The sequence below is a fragment of the Amycolatopsis sp. M39 genome (assembly GCF_001651785.1).
In the GTDB taxonomy this organism is placed as follows: Bacteria; Actinomycetota; Actinomycetes; order Mycobacteriales; family Pseudonocardiaceae; genus Amycolatopsis; species Amycolatopsis rubida.
On record NZ_LWSF01000001.1, the window covers coordinates 109,284 to 126,619 of the forward strand.

General features: G+C 68.3%; 17 protein-coding genes. 9 read left to right on the forward strand and 8 right to left on the reverse strand.

Annotated features, from left to right (window positions below; all coding sequences use genetic code 11):
* Window positions 1-126: 126 nt before the first annotated feature.
* Window positions 127-999 carry a LysR family transcriptional regulator gene (locus A4R44_RS00565; RefSeq protein WP_067576491.1) on the reverse strand — a complete coding sequence of 291 codons (873 nt, stop codon included), beginning with the start codon at window positions 997-999 and terminating at the stop codon, window positions 127-129.
* A gap of 130 nt (window positions 1,000-1,129) precedes the next feature.
* Here A4R44_RS00565 and A4R44_RS00570 point away from each other — a divergent pair, with 130 nt between their 5' ends.
* The 6 genes from A4R44_RS00570 to A4R44_RS00595 are packed head-to-tail and all read left to right on the forward strand — an operon-like array spanning window position 1,130 to window position 7,891.
* On the forward strand, window positions 1,130-2,296 hold the full coding sequence (locus A4R44_RS00570; RefSeq protein WP_067575358.1) for a CaiB/BaiF CoA-transferase family protein: 1,167 nt from the start codon (window positions 1,130-1,132) through the stop codon (window positions 2,294-2,296).
* 3 nt (window positions 2,297-2,299) lie between these two features.
* Window positions 2,300-3,472, forward strand: a complete 1,173-nt coding sequence (locus A4R44_RS00575) for an acyl-CoA dehydrogenase family protein (protein ID WP_067575360.1) — start codon at window positions 2,300-2,302, stop codon at window positions 3,470-3,472.
* A 13-nt stretch (window positions 3,473-3,485) separates the two neighbouring features.
* On the forward strand, window positions 3,486-4,649 hold the full coding sequence (locus tag A4R44_RS00580; RefSeq protein ID WP_067575362.1) for an acyl-CoA dehydrogenase family protein: 1,164 nt from the start codon (window positions 3,486-3,488) through the stop codon (window positions 4,647-4,649).
* Window positions 4,650-4,663: 14 nt separating this feature from the next.
* A complete protein-coding gene (locus tag A4R44_RS00585; RefSeq protein ID WP_067575364.1) occupies window positions 4,664-5,521 on the forward strand; it encodes a 3-hydroxyacyl-CoA dehydrogenase NAD-binding domain-containing protein in 858 nt (285 codons plus the stop codon).
* Window positions 5,518-6,999, forward strand: a complete 1,482-nt coding sequence (locus A4R44_RS00590; RefSeq protein ID WP_067575366.1) for a CoA transferase — start codon at window positions 5,518-5,520, stop codon at window positions 6,997-6,999. Before A4R44_RS00585 ends, A4R44_RS00590 begins: the two co-directional genes overlap by 4 nt.
* A 1-nt stretch (window position 7,000) precedes the next feature.
* Window positions 7,001-7,891: a hypothetical protein gene (locus A4R44_RS00595; RefSeq protein WP_067575368.1), complete on the forward strand. Its 891-nt coding sequence runs from the start codon at window positions 7,001-7,003 to the stop codon at window positions 7,889-7,891.
* 32 nt (window positions 7,892-7,923) lie between these two features.
* Here the strand turns inward: A4R44_RS00595 and A4R44_RS00600 are convergent, their stop codons facing one another.
* The 4 genes from A4R44_RS00600 to A4R44_RS00615 form a co-directional block, all read right to left on the reverse strand.
* On the reverse strand, window positions 7,924-8,532 hold the full coding sequence (locus A4R44_RS00600) for a TetR/AcrR family transcriptional regulator (protein ID WP_067575371.1): 609 nt from the start codon (window positions 8,530-8,532) through the stop codon (window positions 7,924-7,926).
* Between the two features lie 691 nt (window positions 8,533-9,223).
* Window positions 9,224-9,607 carry a hypothetical protein gene (locus tag A4R44_RS00605; RefSeq protein ID WP_067576492.1) on the reverse strand — a complete coding sequence of 128 codons (384 nt, stop codon included), beginning with the start codon at window positions 9,605-9,607 and terminating at the stop codon, window positions 9,224-9,226.
* A gap of 93 nt (window positions 9,608-9,700) precedes the next feature.
* Entirely contained in the window at window positions 9,701-10,888 is a 1,188-nt protein-coding gene (locus A4R44_RS00610) for a cytochrome P450 (protein WP_067575373.1), read from the reverse strand.
* A 205-nt stretch (window positions 10,889-11,093) separates the two neighbouring features.
* Window positions 11,094-11,693 (reverse strand): TetR/AcrR family transcriptional regulator, encoded by a 600-nt coding sequence (locus A4R44_RS00615; protein WP_067575374.1) that lies wholly within the window; start codon window positions 11,691-11,693, stop codon window positions 11,094-11,096.
* 98 nt (window positions 11,694-11,791) lie between these two features.
* On the opposite strand from A4R44_RS00615, the gene A4R44_RS00620 reads away from it, so the two are divergent.
* Together A4R44_RS00620 and A4R44_RS00625 are read left to right on the forward strand one after the other, a co-directional pair.
* Window positions 11,792-12,796 carry a hypothetical protein gene (locus A4R44_RS00620; RefSeq protein WP_067575376.1) on the forward strand — a complete coding sequence of 335 codons (1,005 nt, stop codon included), beginning with the start codon at window positions 11,792-11,794 and terminating at the stop codon, window positions 12,794-12,796.
* Between the two features lie 32 nt (window positions 12,797-12,828).
* The gene (locus A4R44_RS00625; protein ID WP_067575378.1) at window positions 12,829-14,142 is read left to right on the forward strand and encodes an MFS transporter; all 1,314 of its coding nucleotides are present in this window, start codon (window positions 12,829-12,831) and stop codon (window positions 14,140-14,142) included.
* On the opposite strand, the gene A4R44_RS00630 is transcribed toward A4R44_RS00625, so the two are convergent.
* Together A4R44_RS00630 and A4R44_RS00635 are read right to left on the reverse strand one after the other, a co-directional pair.
* Window positions 14,143-14,817, reverse strand: coding sequence for a TetR/AcrR family transcriptional regulator (locus A4R44_RS00630; RefSeq protein ID WP_067575380.1), 675 nt, complete (start codon window positions 14,815-14,817; stop codon window positions 14,143-14,145). It lies immediately after the preceding gene.
* 55 nt (window positions 14,818-14,872) lie between these two features.
* Window positions 14,873-15,505 (reverse strand): TetR/AcrR family transcriptional regulator, encoded by a 633-nt coding sequence (locus A4R44_RS00635; RefSeq protein WP_067575381.1) that lies wholly within the window; start codon window positions 15,503-15,505, stop codon window positions 14,873-14,875.
* A 307-nt stretch (window positions 15,506-15,812) separates the two neighbouring features.
* Between A4R44_RS00635 and A4R44_RS00640 the strand changes: the two genes are divergently transcribed.
* Window positions 15,813-16,748, forward strand: coding sequence for a methyltransferase (locus A4R44_RS00640; protein WP_067576493.1), 936 nt, complete (start codon window positions 15,813-15,815; stop codon window positions 16,746-16,748).
* On the opposite strand, the gene A4R44_RS00645 is transcribed toward A4R44_RS00640, so the two are convergent.
* Window positions 16,745-17,305, reverse strand: a complete 561-nt coding sequence (locus tag A4R44_RS00645) for a TIGR03086 family metal-binding protein (protein ID WP_067575384.1) — start codon at window positions 17,303-17,305, stop codon at window positions 16,745-16,747. The genes A4R44_RS00640 and A4R44_RS00645 overlap by 4 nt on opposite strands.
* Between the last annotated feature and the right edge of the window lie 31 nt (window positions 17,306-17,336).

Sequence of the window (17,336 nt, forward strand, 5' to 3'; positions counted from 1 at the left end):
CTCGTCTGTTTCGGGATCGAGGTCGGCGCCGGGTTTGCCGAACGTCGCGGCACGTGTGCATGGACTTCGACAGCCGGTGCGGCGCGTCGTAGATGTTGCTCTGGGAGTGCGGGACGCTCGGCCAGGTCACGACACGCGGGCGTGCCGCAGCACCTCGACCACCGGGTCCAACCGGGTGTCGGCGGTGCGCCGGATGAGGAACGTGGTGAGCGTGGCGACGAGGTCGTCGATCGGCAGGACCGCGCATTCGTTCGGGTCCAGCGCCAGCGCGGTGGCGGATTCGACCGGCGCGAGGGTGAAGCTTTTGGTGCTGCGCAGGAAGATCAACAGCCCGCTGACGTCGGAGAACTGTGCTTCCGGATCGACCAGCACGCCCTTGGCGGCCAGCTGTTCCGCGCGCCGCGAGCCGAGATCCCAGTGCCGAGGACCCTGCAGGTACTGGAATCCGCGCAGGTCAGCGAGGGTGAGCGAGGTCCGGCCGGGGAACCGTGACGCGTCCACCACGGCACCGAGCGGCTCGCGGTAAAGGACGATCGTGGACAGCCGGTCGTCGGAAGTGCCCAGATGCGACACGGCGAGGTCGAGCGAGTTGCTGAGCAGCGCCGATTCCATCCCGAGCGACGGCATCTGCCGCAGGGTGAACCGGTAGGAGCCCTCCAGTGCCCGGATCGATTCGCTGAGCTGGCGGCGGTGCGCGGGATTGAGCACGTCGGGGATGGCGAGCCGGACGTCGGCGCGCTGGTCGCGGGTGCGCATGCGGACCGGAATGGCGTCGAAGCCCGAAACGACCGATTCGGCGAGCGGCAGCAGTGCTTCGCCCGCCTCCGACAGCCGGGTGTGGTGAGTGGAGCGGTCGAACAGCGGTTCCCCCAGCTCGCGTTCGAGGTCGCGAATGCGCTGGCTGAGCGGCGGCACGGACATGTTCAGCGCCCGCGCCGCACGGGTGAAGTTCAGCTCGCGCGCGACCGCGAGGAAGTACCGCAGGTGGTGAATCTCCACGGTGAGCAGCGTACCCACGGTGTTATCACGGTGGTCATACCGATCTGATGCAGTCGGTCATTCCCTTCCGGTGAGCAAGCGCTTAGCGTCAGTGACGAAGCCAAAGATCGTCAACGGGAGGACCGCGAAGATGGATGCCACCGGACCGCTTTCCGGGGTTAAGGTGCTCGACCTGTCGTCCGCGGTGATGGGCCCGTACGCCACGCAGATCCTCGGCGACTTCGGCGCCGAGGTGATCCGGGTCGAACCGCTGCGCGACGTCGCCCGGCATTCACCGGCCAACACCGGCCGCACGCCCGGGATGGCCCCGCTGTACATGCAGGTCAACCAGAACAAGCGCAGTATCGAACTCGACCTCAAGGACCCCGCCGGCCGCGAGGACCTCTTCGCCCTGCTCGCCGACGCCGACGTCCTCGTCACCAACATGCGCGCCGCCGCGCTCGACCGGCTCGGCCTCGGCTACGAGCAGTTGCGCGAACGGTTCCCCCGCCTGGTCTACGCCCACGCGCAGGGCTTCGCGCCCGGCTCGTCGCGTGCCAACCGGCCCGCCTACGACGAGGTCATCCAGGCCACGTCCGGTTTGGTCAGCCTCCAGGACCGGGCGGGCGGCACACTGCAGTTCGTCCCGACCTTCATCGCCGACAAGACCGCCGCGCTGTACCTGCTGAACGGCGTGCTCGCCGCGCTCTTCGACCAGCAGCGCACCGGCAAGGGCCAGCAGGTCGAACTGGCGATGGCCGACGCGATGATCGCGGTCAACCTGGTCGAGCACCTGGCTGGCGACGTCTTCGTCCCGGCCGCCGGGGACGTCGGCAACCCGCTTTCGCTCAGCGACACGCACGCGGCCATGCGCACGGCCGACGGCGGCGCGATCGCCGCGGTGCCCTACACCAACGACGCCGTGCGGACGCTGCTGATCGGCGCCGGCCTCGACGACGCCGCGGCCGATCCGGCCTGGGACTCCCCGGTGATCGACCGGGAGATTTTCACCGCGGGGGTGGAGAAGGTGCTGGCCAACTCCGCCAGCCGCACCACCGCGGAGTGGGAGGAGTACCTGACCGCCCACGACGTTCCGTACGCGGTCGTGGTCGACATCGCCGACCTGCCGGCCGACCCGTACGTCCAGGAAGCCGGGCTGATCACCGAGCGGGAGCACCCGACCGAGGGCACGATCCGCGTCGTGGAGAGCCCGCTGCATTTCTCGCGGACCCCGGCCGGGTTCCGCAGGCACGCCGAACGCGCCGGCGCGAGCACCGCCGAAGTCGTCGGAGCCGTACGCACCACTGAAGGGGTTTGATCGATGGATCTCGAACTGTCTCAAGAGGACCTCGCGTTCCGGGATGGACTGCGGGAGGTGTTCCTCGGCGCGATTCCGGAGGAAATCCGCAAGCGCAGCGCACTCGGCCTGATCACGCGTGACGACATCGTCACGAGCCAGCGGATCCTGAACGAGCACGGTCTCGCGGTCCCGCACTGGCCGGTCGAATGGGGCGGTCGCGATTGGACACCGACTCAGTCCCACATCTACGCCTCCGAACTGCAGCGCAACGCGGTGCCGCAGCCGCTCGCCTTCAACGCGAGCATGGTCGGCCCGATCATCGCCGAGTTCGGCAGCGAGGAACAGAAGCAGAAGTTCCTGCCCGCCACCGCGAATCTCGACATCTGGTGGTCGCAGGGCTTCTCCGAACCGGAGGCCGGGTCCGACCTCGCCGGGCTGCGCACCACCGCGAAGCGCGACGGCGACCACTACGTCCTCAATGGACAGAAGACCTGGACCACGCTCGGCCAGTACGGCGACTGGATGTTCGTGCTCGCGCGGACCAACCCGGACGCGCCGCGCAAGCAGCAGGGGCTGTCCTTCCTGCTGCTCGACCTGAACACGCCGGGCATCGAGCGCCGCCCGATCAAGCTGGTCGACGGGTCCGCCGAGGTCAACGAGTTCTTCTTCGACAACGTGGTGATCCCGGCGGAGAACCTCGTCGGCGAGGAGAACAAGGGCTGGACGTACGCGAAGTTCCTGCTCGGCAACGAGCGCAACGGCATCGCCCAGGTCGGCACCGGTCAGCGGATCTTCGCCGACCTCGCCGCCGCGGCCGCCGATCTGCCCACCGAGGATGGTCCGCTCTCCGGCGACGCGGAATTCCGCGCCGCCATGCACACCGCGAAGACCACACTGCTCGCGCTGGAGGCGACCCAGATGCGGGTCACCGCCGCTTCCGAAAACGGCCAGCCGAGCCCGGTGTCGTCGCTGCTCAAGATGGAGGGCACGCAGGCCCTTCAGGCGCTGACGAAGCTGCGCATGCGCGCGGCCGGTTCCGACGGCATGGTGCTGGACACCGAATCGCCGGTGCGGGCCGACGAGGCCGCGGTCGTGGCCGCGGCGCAGTACCTGAACCAGCGGAAGCTGTCGATTTTCGGCGGCTCCAACGAAATCCAGCGCGGCGTCATCGCGAAGACGATCCTCGGTCTGTAAGGGACGGCGACTCATGAACCTCGAATTCAACGAAGACCAGAAGCTGCTGTTCGAGACCGTCGACACAGCGGTCGGCCGCGGCTACCCGGCAGGCGGCCGCGCGGCCGCGACGAGCAGCGAACTCGGCTGGAACGATCAGGTCTGGAGCACCCTCGGCGAGCTGGGCCTCGCCGGCCTCCCGATCTCCGCGGACCACGACGGCGCGGGCGCCGGCCCGGTCGAGGTCTACGCGACCTTGGAAGCGATGGGCAAGCACGCGGCGGCCGAACCGCTGCTCGACGGCGTGTTCCTGCCGTCGTGGATCATCGCCGAGCTGGGCACCGACGACCAGGTCAAGGAGCTGCTGCCGCTGCTCGCCAGCGGTGGCACCACGATCGCGGTCGCGCACGCCGAGCCGGGACGTCCGTGGGGCGTCGCGCCGTCGGTGTCGGCGGCCGGTTCCGCGCTTTCCGGTGTGAAGTCGCCGGTGCGCAACGCCCATCAGGCGGAGAAGTTCCTGGTCACCGCGGTCGACGAGAACGGCCGTACCGGGGTGTACCTGGTCGAGGCGACCGCTGAAGGCATCACTCGCGCCGACGGCCGGGCCGCGGACTGGGGACACACGTCGCAGGTTGAATTCGCTGGTACGCCAGCGGTTCTGCTCGGCACCTCGGACTCCGACGCGCCGGTTGCGTTGCGTCGCGCGTTCTCGCGGGCGCGGGTCGCGGTGACCGGTGAGGCGATCGGCCTGATGGAGACCGGGCTCGCCATGACCGTCGAATACCTCAAGACCCGCAAGCAGTTCGGTGTCCCGCTGGCGGCGTTTCAGGCGCTCGTGCACCGTGCGGCTGACCTGTACGCGAAGGTTGAGCTGGCTCGTTCGCTGGCGCTGTGGGCCACCGCGACGGTCGAGGCGTACGACAACGGTGCGTCCACCGTGGACCTGGACGCCGCGGCCGACGACGCGTTCGTGTTCGTGTGCGACGCGGCGACCGCGACCGCCGAGGAGATCGTCCAGCTGCACGGCGGCATCGGAATGACTTACGAATCAGAGGTCGCGCACCACGCGGCGCGCCTCATCGCTATTACGGAGAGTTACGGCGGAGTGAGCGCGGCCCGTCGCCGCGCGCTAGCGTCGGACGCGTTGCTGACGCCGCCGAGCGCGCTGCTCAACAACGCGGACGCGGTCACCGCCTGAGAAAGGAGCGCGCCATGCCGGTCGTCGCGATCGTCGGCGCTGGGGTCATCGGAGTGTCGTGGGCTCGGCTGTTCGCCGAGGCGGGCTGGACGGTGCGGGTCACCGATCCACGCCCGGACCTGCGGGAAATCGTCTCTCGCGACCTCGCCGGGCTGCCCGCCACGGCAGTCGCGGACCTCGCGGAAGCCGCCGAAGGAGCCGACTTCGTCCAGGAGTCGGGCCCGGAGCGGATCGAGCTGAAGCGGGAAATGTTCGCGACGCTCGCCGCCGCCACGCGCGACGACGTAGTACTGGCGTCCTCCTCGTCGTCGCTGTTGCCCTCGGTGATCGCCGAGGGCAACGCGGCGGCCTCGCGGATCGTCATCGGGCATCCGTTCAACCCGCCCGAACTGATGCCGCTGGTCGAGGTGGTGCCCGGAGCTTCGACCGCCGAGCAGACCGTGGCGAAGGCCGTCGAGGTCTACCGCGGGCTGGGCAAGAAGCCGATCACCCTGAAGAAGGAGATTCCCGGTTTCGTCGGGAACCGGCTGCAGAAGGTCTTCAACGACCAGGCGATGTACCTCGTACAGCAGGGCGTCATCTCCGCGGCGGACCTGGACGAGCTGGTCAAGGCGTCGCTCGGGCCGCGGTGGGCGACCATCGGGCCGTTCGAGAGCATGCACCTCGGCGGCGGCCCGGACGGCATCCGGCACCTGGTGAGCCACGTCGGTTCGCAGATGAAGTTCGACATCGGCCGTCCGGACCGGGAGCACCTCGACGCGGTGATCGACGAGGTCGAGCAGGACTACGGGGCCGCGGACACCTATGCCGAGCGGGTCGAAGCGCGCGACAGCCGGACGCGCGCGCTGCTGGACGCGCTGGAGAAGGAATGAGCCTCACCGAGCAACTCGAAGCCGCGCTCGCCAAACCGGCCACGACCGACGAGTACGACTTGCACCAGCCGCTGGCCGATCTGCTCGGCTCGGTCGGCCTGCAAGAATCCGATGCCGGCGGCCGGATCGAGTTCTCCGGAGCCGATCCGGTACTGCCGGGCGCATTGCGGCTGGCCGGAGCGACGTCGATCGCGCTGGCGGCGAAATCCGTCGCGGTGGCGAAGATCTGGCAACTGCGCGGCGGACGCGGGCAGGACATTTCGATGGACCTGCGGACCGCGCCGCACCGGCTGTGCCCGTTCTACGACAAGAAGTGGGAACTGCTCGACGGCTACCCGCAGGGCGACCCCGCGCGTGTCGATCCGGCGTTCGGCACGGATCGCTTCTACGCCACCGCGGACGGCCGCTGGGTGCACCCGATCAGCCCGTATCCGAAGCTGCGCAACGATGCTGCCGCACTGCTGGGCGTTCCCGAGCGGGACGGCGCGGTGCGGCAAGCGATCGCGCAGTGGAACTCCTTCGAGCTGGAGGACGCCGCCGAGGCCGCGGGCGTCATCATGCCGGTGGTGCGGACGACCGAAGAGCTGATGGCGACCGAGCAGTACCAATCAGTGCTGTCGACGATGCCGCCGGTGATTGTCGAGCGGATCGGCGACAGCCCAGCGGAACCGTTGCACCCCAACCCTTCCACGCCGCTCGAAGGAATCCGCGCACTCGGCCGGGCGCACATCATCGCGGGCGCTGGCTGTGGCCGGGCGTTGGCACTGCATGGCGCGGACGTGCTGAACGTCTGGGATCCGGGCGAGTACGAATTGCCGGTGCTTTATGCGACGTCCAATGTGGGCGTTCGCTCCACCAGGCTCGATTTCCGTCGTCCCGCCGATCAAGAACGAATGCACTGGCTGCTCACCGGCGCGGACATCTTCTACGCCAACCGCCGTCCCGGATACCTTGCGCGGCACGGTCTCGACGCGGAAACCGCCGCCGAGATCCGGCCCGGAATCATCCACGCCGAGGTGACGCTCAACGGCGGCACCGGCCCGTGGTCCGGCCGAGTCGGCTTCGACCAGACAGCCGGCTGCCTGTCCGGCGTCATGCTGCTGGAAGGGGAGGGCGGAGTTCCGTCGCTGCCCGCGGTGCCGGTGGTGAACGACTACATCACGTCATGGTTCCTGCAACTGGGAATCCTGCGTGCGCTCATGCTCCGCGCCGAATGGGGCGGTTCTTACCGAGTGCAGGTTTCGCTCACGCGCGTCGCCTTGTGGTTGCTGAGCCTGGGAATCTTCGACAAGGGCTTCGCCGCGGAGGTCGCCGGTGTCGCTCCCGGGCACGAATATTTCGACCCCGAGACGTTCACCGCGGACACCCCGCTCGGTCGCTACCGCGGCGTCACCGAACAAATCCGGATGTCCGAGACTCCGGGCTACTACACGAATCCGTTGATCCCGAGGGGATCGCACCGTCCAGAGTGGAGGTGACATGTTCAGCGAGCTAGTGGTGCTGGGCATTCGCACCGGGACGATTTACCGCGTCGGACTTCCCGACGGGCAGGTTACCCCGCTGTACAAAGACGCTGGTGTCTCGCCGGATGGCGTTGTCGTCGCCGATGGCACTGTTTATTGGACCACCATGGGCATGCCTTCGCGCGACCCGTCGGTGCCGGGCGAAGCCGGTCTCGACTACTCCGCGCGAAATGGCGGCCTGCACGCGGTTTCCTTTGACGGCACCGGTGCGCGCGATGTGGTCCCGAATGGAACTCTGACTACTGGGAAACAGTTGGCGTACAACGGTTCCCTGTACTGGGGTGACCGGGAGGGCTACCGGATCACCCGGGTGCGTCCGGACGGCACGGGACTCACGGACCTGATCGTGAACGAGCCCGACGACAGCGGGATGCAGGAATGCGTCGGCGTTACTGTGGACGCTACGCATCTGTATTGGACGCAGAAGGGGCCGGCTAAGGGCGGCGTTGGCCGGATTTTCCGTGCTGGGCTAGAGATCCCTTCGGGGGAGACCGCACGCGATCGGTCCGATGCCGAGANTGCCGAGACCCTGTGGGATCACCTGCCGGAACCGATCGACCTGGAAATCCATGGCGGGTACCTGTACTGGACTGACCGTGGTGCGGCTCCGAAGGGCAACACGCTGAACCGTGCGCTGATTCCTGGCCCAGGGGAGAAGGGCGCGGAGCCGGAGATCCTGGCGAGCGGCTTCACCGAGGCGATCGGCCTGGCGGTGGACGACGAGGTCGCCTACGTGTCCGACCTTGGCGGGCGGATCACTGCGGTGCCGTTGAGCGGCGGTGAGCCGCGGGTGGTGGTGGAGATGGGCGAGTTGCTGTCTGGGGTCGCGGGGGTGCGGGTGTCGTGAGTGTTTGTCCCGGTTGGAATCGGGATAAACACTCACGACGGCGAGTCCGCCGCGATTCCGCGCAAAATCATCTCCACCAGGTTCAGCAGATGCTCCTGCAGATCGAACGGCGCGGCCTCGCTCTCGATCCATGAGCTGAGCGTCCCGAAATACGCCGTGGCGAGCAGCAACCCCGCCTGCGCCGGGTCGATATCCGGCCGGATCTCGCCAGCCTCCTGTGCCCGCGCGACGAACGCGCCGAACTGACGCGCCAGTTCCGGATTGCCGAACACGTTGGTGGAGTGGATCGCCGCGCCCATGCAGGCGACGGTTTCCGCTCGGGAGTCGAGGCTGTTGCGCGCCAGCTCGATCAGGTACCGGCTGAGCACCTCGCGCAGCGGCCGGTCCTCCAGGTTCTCGGCGCGCACCGCGGTCATCGCGCGTTCGCGGCGCCGCAGGCTCCACTCGTCGAGGAACGCCGTCTTGCGCTGGAAGTGGTTGAACACGGTGGCGCGCGCGGTGTCGGCGCGTTCGGCGATGTCCTCCATCGTGGTGTTGTCGTAGCCGCGTTCCACGAACAGCTCGACGGCCGACTGGAACAGCCGGTCCCGGCGTTCGTGTCGCTGCCTGGTCCGCCGATCGCTCGTCGCTTCTGCCGTCATGCCTCGCAGTCAACCATCATTTCTTCGCGGCGCCTGCTGAATGGCGTCCTTGACGCCGCGTCCGTCGCGGCGCACTTATTGGACGCAAGTACAAACATGGACTCAAGTGCAAGGTGGCTGCGACTGTCGTGGATCCGGCGCGGGTCTTGCGAGCCTTGTGCCTAGGGGAAACCGAAGTCCCGACGGAGATGGTCGCCTTCTTCGAGGCAGGGCCGAGGTGCGCGCCAGGGCTGAGCAGGTGCCGCCGCCGAAAAGGGCGACGTCTTGGTCGGCGAAGGTCGTCCGGCAGTGCTTCCGGAAGAGGACGTCCGCCTGCTCGCCGAGGCGCAGCTGAAGTGCACGTCCGCTAGGAGGTGGGCATGCCCCAAGACGTTCCCTGCGCCAAAGGACAGCACCGGCACGCGAACGGAGACCACTGGTTCGGCGACGAATTGGTCGCTGGCGATTCCATCGCCGCGACCTCGGCGACCCGGACGTTCGCCGAGCAGCTCGACATCGGCGGCGTCGCGGTGGAAATCCGCAGGAAGCGATGCGGGACATTTCGCTGGGCCGGTTCACGGACCTCGACGAACGGGGCCGCCCCGCGCAGAACCGCTCACGGTGTACTGCGAACTCGACCCGGAGATGGGGCGCGTGGACGCCCGCGAGGTGTTCCGCCACAGCGCGGCACCGGAAGGGTTCGCCTGAGCTCCTAACCCGCCACGGTCAGAACCCCGAGCGCCAGCAGCACGAGCACCTTCACGGTTTCCGCGGCGAGGTAAACGAAATGCGCCCGGGAGCGCGGCAGCTCCACGCCTTCCGGGGCCGCGAGGACGCGGTCCGTCCGCCGGTTCAACGCCGGACGGACCGCCCCCAGCTGCCCGATCAGCACCACGGCCGCCACCGCCGCCAGCACCGTCACCGCAGTGCTCGGCTGCCCGGCCGCCACAGTGACCACGATGCCCGCCGCGAGCAGAACCTCGGCGATGTTCAAGGCGCGGAACACGATCCGGCCGATGCCGAGCCCGAGGGGGATGGTGACCCCCGGCGCGCGAAACTTCAGCGGGGCTTCCAGGAACGAGATGGCGAGCACCATCCCGAACCAGACGAACGTGAAGGCGCCAATCAGCGCAATCGCATGCACAGCGCGGAAAACCTCGATTCCGGTGTTCGATCCGCCGCTGCCAGGCTACTCCCGCCGCCAGGTCACCGGCAGCCGCACCGGACCGTAGATCGACGCGTCGTGCGGCAGGTCCACCTCGGCGAACGGCACCGCGAGCCGCAGGTCAGGGAACCGCGCGAACAGCCGGAACAGCGCGATCCGCATTTCGACCCGCGCCAGCTGCTGCCCGAGGCATTGGTGCACGCCGTGGCCGAAGCCGAGCTGCCCGGTCGCCTTGCGTGTGACGTCCAGGCTGTCTGGATCCGGGAACTTCTCCGGATCCCGGTTGGCGACCGGGAGCGATATGGCGACCGGGTCGCCCGCCTTGATCGTCACGCCGCCGAGTTCGACGTCCTCCAGCGCGGTGCGGATCGGTCCGATGTGGATCACGCTGAGGTAGCGCATCAGTTCCTCGACCGTGCCCGCGGTGAGCTCCGGGTCGGCCTTGAACTTCGCCAGCTGCTCCGGATTCTCCAGCAGCGCCAGCGTGCCGAGCGCGATCATGTTGCGGGTCGTCTCGAATCCGGCGACCAGCAGCATCATCCCGATGTTGGCGAGTTCCTCGTCGCTCAGCTCGCCGCCGCGGACCAGGTCGGACAGCAGATCGTCGCCCGGGTCCTTCCGCTTCCGCTCGATCTGCCCGGCGATGAACGCGACGACGCCCTGGGTGGCGTCGATCCGCTCGGCGACCGGGATGTCCGTGGCGAACATGGTCCTGGTGTAGCCGTCGAATTCGGCGCGGCGATCGTAGGGGGCGCCGAGCAGTTCGCAGATCACCAGCGAGGGCACCGGCCGCGCAAACGCTTCCACCAGGTCGACCGGGCCGTCCGCGGCCGCCATCGCGTCGAGGTGGGCGTCGACGATCTCGCCGACCCGGTCCTCCAGGCTGCGCATCCGGTGCACGGTGAACGCCCCGGTCAGCAGCTTGCGGTAGCGATGGTGGTCCGGGTCGTCCATTCCGGTGAACACGCCCGGGTCGGCCGGTTTCGGCGGCGGCAGCGGGCCGAGGTCGAACGGGACCTTCGCCAGCTCGGCCCGTGCGGACATCCGCTTGTCCGCGAGGACCGCCCGCGCCTCCTGGTATCCGGTGACGAACCAGCCCTTGGCGCCGTCTGGATACGTCAGCGGCTCGACCGGAGCCTGGGTGCGCTGGGCCGGTACCGGATCGAACGGACACGTGCCCCTTTCGAGCGGGAGTCCTGCCTGACGGGTCATCGTCGCTCCTTCCCCTCTGAATAGTTCAGAATGTACACATCTTTCACAAACTTGTGAAGAGAATGTCGGAGCTAACGGCGGGACGGGTGGGGATTCACTGGCCTGGGTCGGCTCTGGTGCTGCTGGAGAGCCGGGTATCAGGCCGAGTTCATGAAGGCTCAGCCGGGATTCGCCTCGCGCCGGGGAGCCCGGCGGCTCGGGGCGGTTAGTCCGCCTCTGCGGCGTCGAGGGCCGGAACGAGCGGCTCCAGCGTTCGCCGCAACAGATCCGGCAGCGAACCGGACACCACGACCAGGCCGTTGCCTGCTGGTTGCGTCCACTGCTCCAAGGCGACCCGGACCGCCGCGGCGATGGACGCGGCCAGCACGCGCGCGATCCGCGGGTCGCCGGCCCGGGCCGCGATCACCTTCTGCAGCGGGTCTTCGAGGGCGGCCGGAGCGTCGAGAAATGCCGTGCGCAGCCCGGGGTTCGTGGTGATCAGCAGGAGTGCGTCGCGGCTCTGCTCGCCGGGATCGGTGTACTGCTCCGCGATCGCGTCGAGGATCGCCTCGGCCAGCCGGGTGTCCGGCGAGCGCTCGGCGACCGCGGCGGCGATCCGGTTCTCGCGATCCGCGGTGACCGCCGCGACGATCGCTTCCTCGCGGCTGGAGAAGTAGTTGTTGTAGGTCCGCGGTGACACTCCGGCCGCTTCGGCGATGTCGTCGACGCGTACGTTCGCCGGCCCGTGTTCGATCGCCAGCCGCAGGGCTGCTTCGCGCAAGGCGACGCGAGTGGCCTGCTTCTTCCGTTCGCGCAATCCGGTCACCTGACCAGTCTCGCAGTGTTCATGCGCCTACGCAAACTTGCGTACACGCAAGTTTCGTGCGTAAGGTGGGCGGCGTCCCCGAGTGAGAGGAAACCGCCATGCGCGGCAAGGGAATGACCTACGAGACCGGGTTCGTCCGCAATGGACGGTCGTCGCGGGAGAGCTTCGAGCCGGAGACGGTGAAGCGCGAGCTGGCGATCATCCGCGACGACCTGCACTGCACCGCGGTGCACGTCGTCGGCGGCGATCCGGATCGGCTGGAGCAGGCCTCGCGGTGGGCCGCCGAACTGGGGCTGGAGGTCTGGTTCTCGCCGTATCCGCTGGAGCTGACCCACGACGAGATCCTCGCCCTCTTCGCCGACTGCGCCACCCGCGCGGAACGGTTGCGCGCCACCGGGGCGAACGTCGTGTTCGTGACCGGCGTCGAGCTGAGCGTGATGAACGAAGGCTTCCTGCCCGGCAAGGACACCGCCGAACGAGTCAGCCTGCTGCTCGCCGAACCCGAGGGCCGCGCCGAGCGGCTGGCTGAGGTGGGCAAACGGCTCGACCCGTTCCTCGACGCCGCGGTCAAGGTCGTGCGGGAACGGTTCCACGGCCTGGTCACCTACGCGTGTATCCAGTTCGAGCAGGTGGACTGGAGCCGGTTCGACTTCGTCACGGTGGAGCTCATCCGCTCCGCCGAGATCGCCGACATCTTCCAGGAAGGCGTGCGAACCCTGGTGGCGCAAGGGAAACCGGTCGCGATCACCGGTTTCGGCACGGCGACCTGGCGCGGGTCCGGCGATGTCGCGCCGCGGAGCATGGAAATCGTGGAGTACGACAAGGAAACCGGCGATCCGCTCCGCATCGACGGCGAGTACGAGCGGGACGAAGCCGGACAGGCCGCGTACCTGCGCGAACTGCTGGAGATCTTCGACGCGGAGGGCGTGGACAGCGCGTTCGTGTTCCTGTTCGCGCTCTACAACTACCCCGGCGACCTCGACCTCGCGAGCTTCGGGCTGGTGCGGATGCTGGAGGACGGTTCGGGCACGGCGTACCCGGGGCTGAACTGGGAACCGAAGGAGGCGTTCGCCGCGGTCGCCGGGCACTACGCGAAACCTTGACTCAGCGGGGTCCGGGCGGGTGAGATCCGGACATGCCGACGAAGACGAGCGCACTGGGCAACCGGGTCATGGCCAAGGCGGCGGTGCGGGTCATGCCGCTGCTGATGCTGCTGTACTTCGTCAACTACCTGGACCGGGTCAACATCGGGTTCGCCGGTCCGAACGGGATGAACAAGGAACTCGGCCTCACCGCGACGGCGTTCGGGCTCGCGTCCGGGATCTTCTTCATCGGCTACCTGATCCTCGAAGTGCCGAGCAATCTCGCGCTGCACCGGTTCGGCGCGCGCCGCTGGATCGCGCGGATCATGATCACCTGGGGCGCGGTGGCCGTCGCGATGGCGTTCGTACCGAACACCACGACGCTGGTGGTGCTGCGGTTCGTGCTCGGTGTCGCCGAGGCGGGATTCTTCCCAGGCATCATTTTGTATCTGACGTACTGGTTCCCGGCGGCGCAGCGGGCGAAGGCAGTCGCGCTGTTCATGTGCGCGGTGCCGGTGTCGAGCGCGATCGGCTCGACCGTCTCCAGCCTGCTGATCAGCGGCGGGCACGGCGTGTTCGGCCTGTCCGGCTGGCGGTTCATGTTCCTGGTGGAAGGCGTTCCGGCGATCCTGCTGGCCGTCGTCACGTGGTTCTGCCTGAGCGACCGGCCGGAAACCGCGAAGTGGCTGTCGGCCGAGGAACGCGACTGGCTCACCAGCGAACTCGACGCCGAACGCCGGGCCACCGAAGCCGAACACCACTGGCCGCTGCGGAAAGCGCTCACGCACCCGCGGATCCTCGGGCTCGCGTTCGTGTACTTCGCGGTGGTTTACGGCCTGTACGCGCTGGGCTTCTTCCTGCCGACGATCATCGCCGGGTTCGGCGAGGAGTTCGGCACCAAACTCACGGTGCTGCAGGCGGGTTTGGTGAACGCGATCCCGTACGTCGCGGGTGCGCTGGTGATGGTCCCGTGGGCGCGTCACGGCGATCGGACCGGGGAACGGACGTGGCACGTCGCGCTGCCGATGCTCGTCGGCGGCGCGGCGATCCCGGTCGCGCTGTACCTCGGAAACCCTTACGCCACCATGACCGCGGTGACCATCTGCGCGATGGGCGTGTGCGCGGCGCTGCCGACGTTCTGGGCGCTGCCCTCGAACTTCCTGTCCGGCGCGGCGGCTGCCGGCGGGATCGCGCTGATCAACGCGCTGGGCAACCTGAGCGGGTTCGTCGCGCCGTACGTGACGGGCTGGCTGCGCGACCTGACCGGTACGCAGCGGACCGGTTTGTGGGTCGTCGGCGCGTGCATGGTCGCCGGAGCCGTGCTGGCAGTGGCGTTGGGGGCGAAGCCGCGCGCGTCTCGCCGGTGATCAGCTGGCGCGGCGGGCCCGGTCCGTCAGCACCTGTACTTCGGTCTCGAACAACGCGTCGGCGTCGAGGCCCATCGCGGTGAAGCCACCGCCGATTTCGAGGCTGACAAAGCCATGCAGCCGCGACCACAACGCGACCGCCAGCTGGTGGTTCTCGGTGTTCGCCCGCCGCGCGAGGAGCACTTCCTCGTTCTCGTAGGCGGTCGGCCTCGCCTCGGCGGCGGAATCGAGGTGGTGCAACACCCCCAGCACCACGCCCATCAGCGCACGGGCCGCGTCGGCGAGCGGCTTGGCGTGCGCGTCGTAGCCGGGGAACGGTGCCTTGAACAGCAATTCGTACCGGTGCGGCTCTTTCCGCGCCCAGCCCCGGTAGGCGGCGGCCAGCAGCCGGATCCGCGCTTCCGTGTCGGGTGCGTCGGTGTCGAGTGCGTGCGCCATGGCCTCGCGGAGGTCGTTGTACGCGTCGATGACCAGGACGTTCAGCAGTTCGTCGCGGCTGGAGAAGTAGCGGTAGAGCGCCGGCCCGGACACGCCGAGCTGCTTGGCGATGGCGTTGATGGAGATCGCCTGCGCGCCCCCGGCCGTGAGCTGGTCGAGTGCGGCGGATTTGACCTCCTCGCGCACCTGCTCGCGGAACCGTTCGCGCATCGGTTTGCGGGTGCCTGCTGCGGGCATCCCCACCTCCTTGACGACGCCCGACGGTAACATGGCCGATCGTTCGGAAGACGTTCTAACTGTTCGTCCGGCCTTCGAAGGCTCGCTCGACGTCGTCGCGCTCGACAGCGGGGCCAGGCACTTCGATCGGCCCCTCGGCCGCGAGGCCGTTGAGGAAATGCGCGATCTGCCGTCTCGCCAGGTGGGCCCAGTCGAGAACGGACGCCTTCGGCTGCGTGAGCAGGGTGCTGAACGCGAGGAGATCGGTGGCGTTGACCGGACCGCGGATGGTGCCGTCCTCGCGGCCGGTCGCGAGGAAGAATTCGAGCCGTCGGTAAATTGACTTTCGGGCTGCTACCGCTTCCGGTGTGCCGAGCGGAGGTGCGCCGTGCAGCGGAAGGACGAGCTGGTCGGCGATGTCCACGGTGCCTTCGAGGTAGCGGCGGACCTGGTTGAGGCCGGTGCTGTCGTCGTCGAGCTGGTCGAGCAGGCTGTTGAGCAGGCCGTACGCGCGGTGCTCCAGCGCTTGGAGCAACGCGTCGCGGTCGGCGTAGCTGCGATAGAGCGTGCCGATCCCGAGACCGGCCTCGGCGGCGATGGTGGCCAGCGGGACATGCCGGCCTCCGCGAAGCATCGCCGCGGCAGCCGCGGCGAGCAGCCGTTCACGGTTGGCCTCCGCGTCCTTGCGGACCTTGCGCGGGCGGGACATCGGTTCTCCTCGCGGTGCCTGGACACTGCCCGTCAGCTTAGGCTAGCTTGGCTAAGCGGACGAAATGCTCCGGATCCTCTGCCGAGGTCGTCCGGCCTAGGATTTCGTTGTCTCGCAGGGAGAATCGATGTGGTGCGGAGCAGTTCGGCCGCCAGTGAAAGGCAGGCCATCGGAGGCTCGCCGACCTGTTCGGTGAACCGCCGGGCCGCCGCATAGCCAGGAAAGCCCGTTGACCAGGCTGGCAAAGTGGAGTCACGTGAGTGATGACGCGAACCGCCTCCTCCGTGCTGCCAGCCTGGCGACCCCGATGGCGTTGCGAGTCGCGGTGACGCTCGGCCTGCCCGACCGGCTGCGCGCTCCTGGCACTGTCGACGACGTCGCAGCAGAACTGGATCTCTCGCCGATCGCGCTCGACGTCCTGCTCGGCCACCTGGTCACCCTCGGCGTGGTCGAGCGCACCGACGAGGGCTACCTGACGACTGCGTACGGCGCGAATCTCTGTCAGGACAAGGAAAACGGCGTGGCCAACCTCCTGCACCTGGACCGCGCCGCCGGTCGCGCCGAACTCGCTTTCGTCGAGCTGGCGCACAGCATCCGGACCGGCGAGGCGGCTTACTCCCGCCGTTATGGCAGGGATTTCTGGGCCGATCTCGCCGAACAACCGCATCTGCGGAAGTCTTTCGACCAGCAGATGACCAACCGGTTCCGCACGGAGATACCGCAAGTGGTCGCCGGAATCGACTGGTCTTCTTTCGCCGCGGTAGTCGACGTCGGCGGCGGTCGAGGAGATTTGCTCGCCGCAATCCTCGAAGAAAACCCGAAACTGCGCGCCCACCTGATCGACCTCGAACCGACCGCGAGCGAGGCCCGCGCCGCCTTCGCCGCCCGCGGCCTCGCGGACCGGGTCGAGGTACGCGGCGGCAGCTTCTTCGGTCCGCTCCCAGCTGGCGCGGATGCCTATGTCCTGGTGGACATCCTGCACAACTGGGACGACGAAAACGCCCGCCGCATCCTGAACCGGTGTGCGGAAGCGGCAGGCCGGTCCGGGCGGATTCTCGCCATCGAAGCGGTCAGCGGAATTCACGCGCGCACCGAAATGGACTTGGTCATGCTGGTCCATTTCGGTGGCCGTGAACGACGTGTGGAAGAATTCCGTGCTCTCGCCGATTCGACAGGTTTGGTTGTGGAATCGGCGACCCCGTTGACCGAACAACGAGGCCTCCTGGAATTCCGCGTCGCCTAACTCGGCGACCGTCCGAGCAACGCGACCAGCCGATCCAACGGCGGCGCGTCCTCGGCGACCGGCACCGGCGGCGCGAAGGGGCTACGCTCCGGCGGAAGGTCAGCGAGTTTCGCCGCACTGAACGCGATTTCCCGCTCCACCAAGGCATCCTCGAACTTCGCCTCCTGCCCAGTGGCGCGAGCGAGATCCCAGCCGTGCACGAGTTCCTCGACGATCCGCAGATGCAGCGCGGCGATCCCCGGAACCGTCCCGGCTGGGATCTCGAAAGTCCGCTCCAGCACCCCCGGCTGCCGGAACGCCGCGAGCAGACCGGCAACCGCGTCCCGATAGGCCGAGACCGGATCGCCGCCGAGCGCCTCGGCGGTATGAGGGTCCAGCGAGCCGCCCTCCTCGCCGCGCAGGACGGCGGTGAACAGCCGGTGTCCGAGGACCAGATGGTTCACCAGCTCGCGGACCGTCCACTCCGGGCACGGCGTCGGCGCGTCCCAGCGAGACACGCCAGCGACCAGCGCGCTGGTGGAGTCCAGGACCGCGGCCAGATCGTCGACAGGGTTCATCGTTTCGCCTTTCTCAGGGGTCACCAGTACC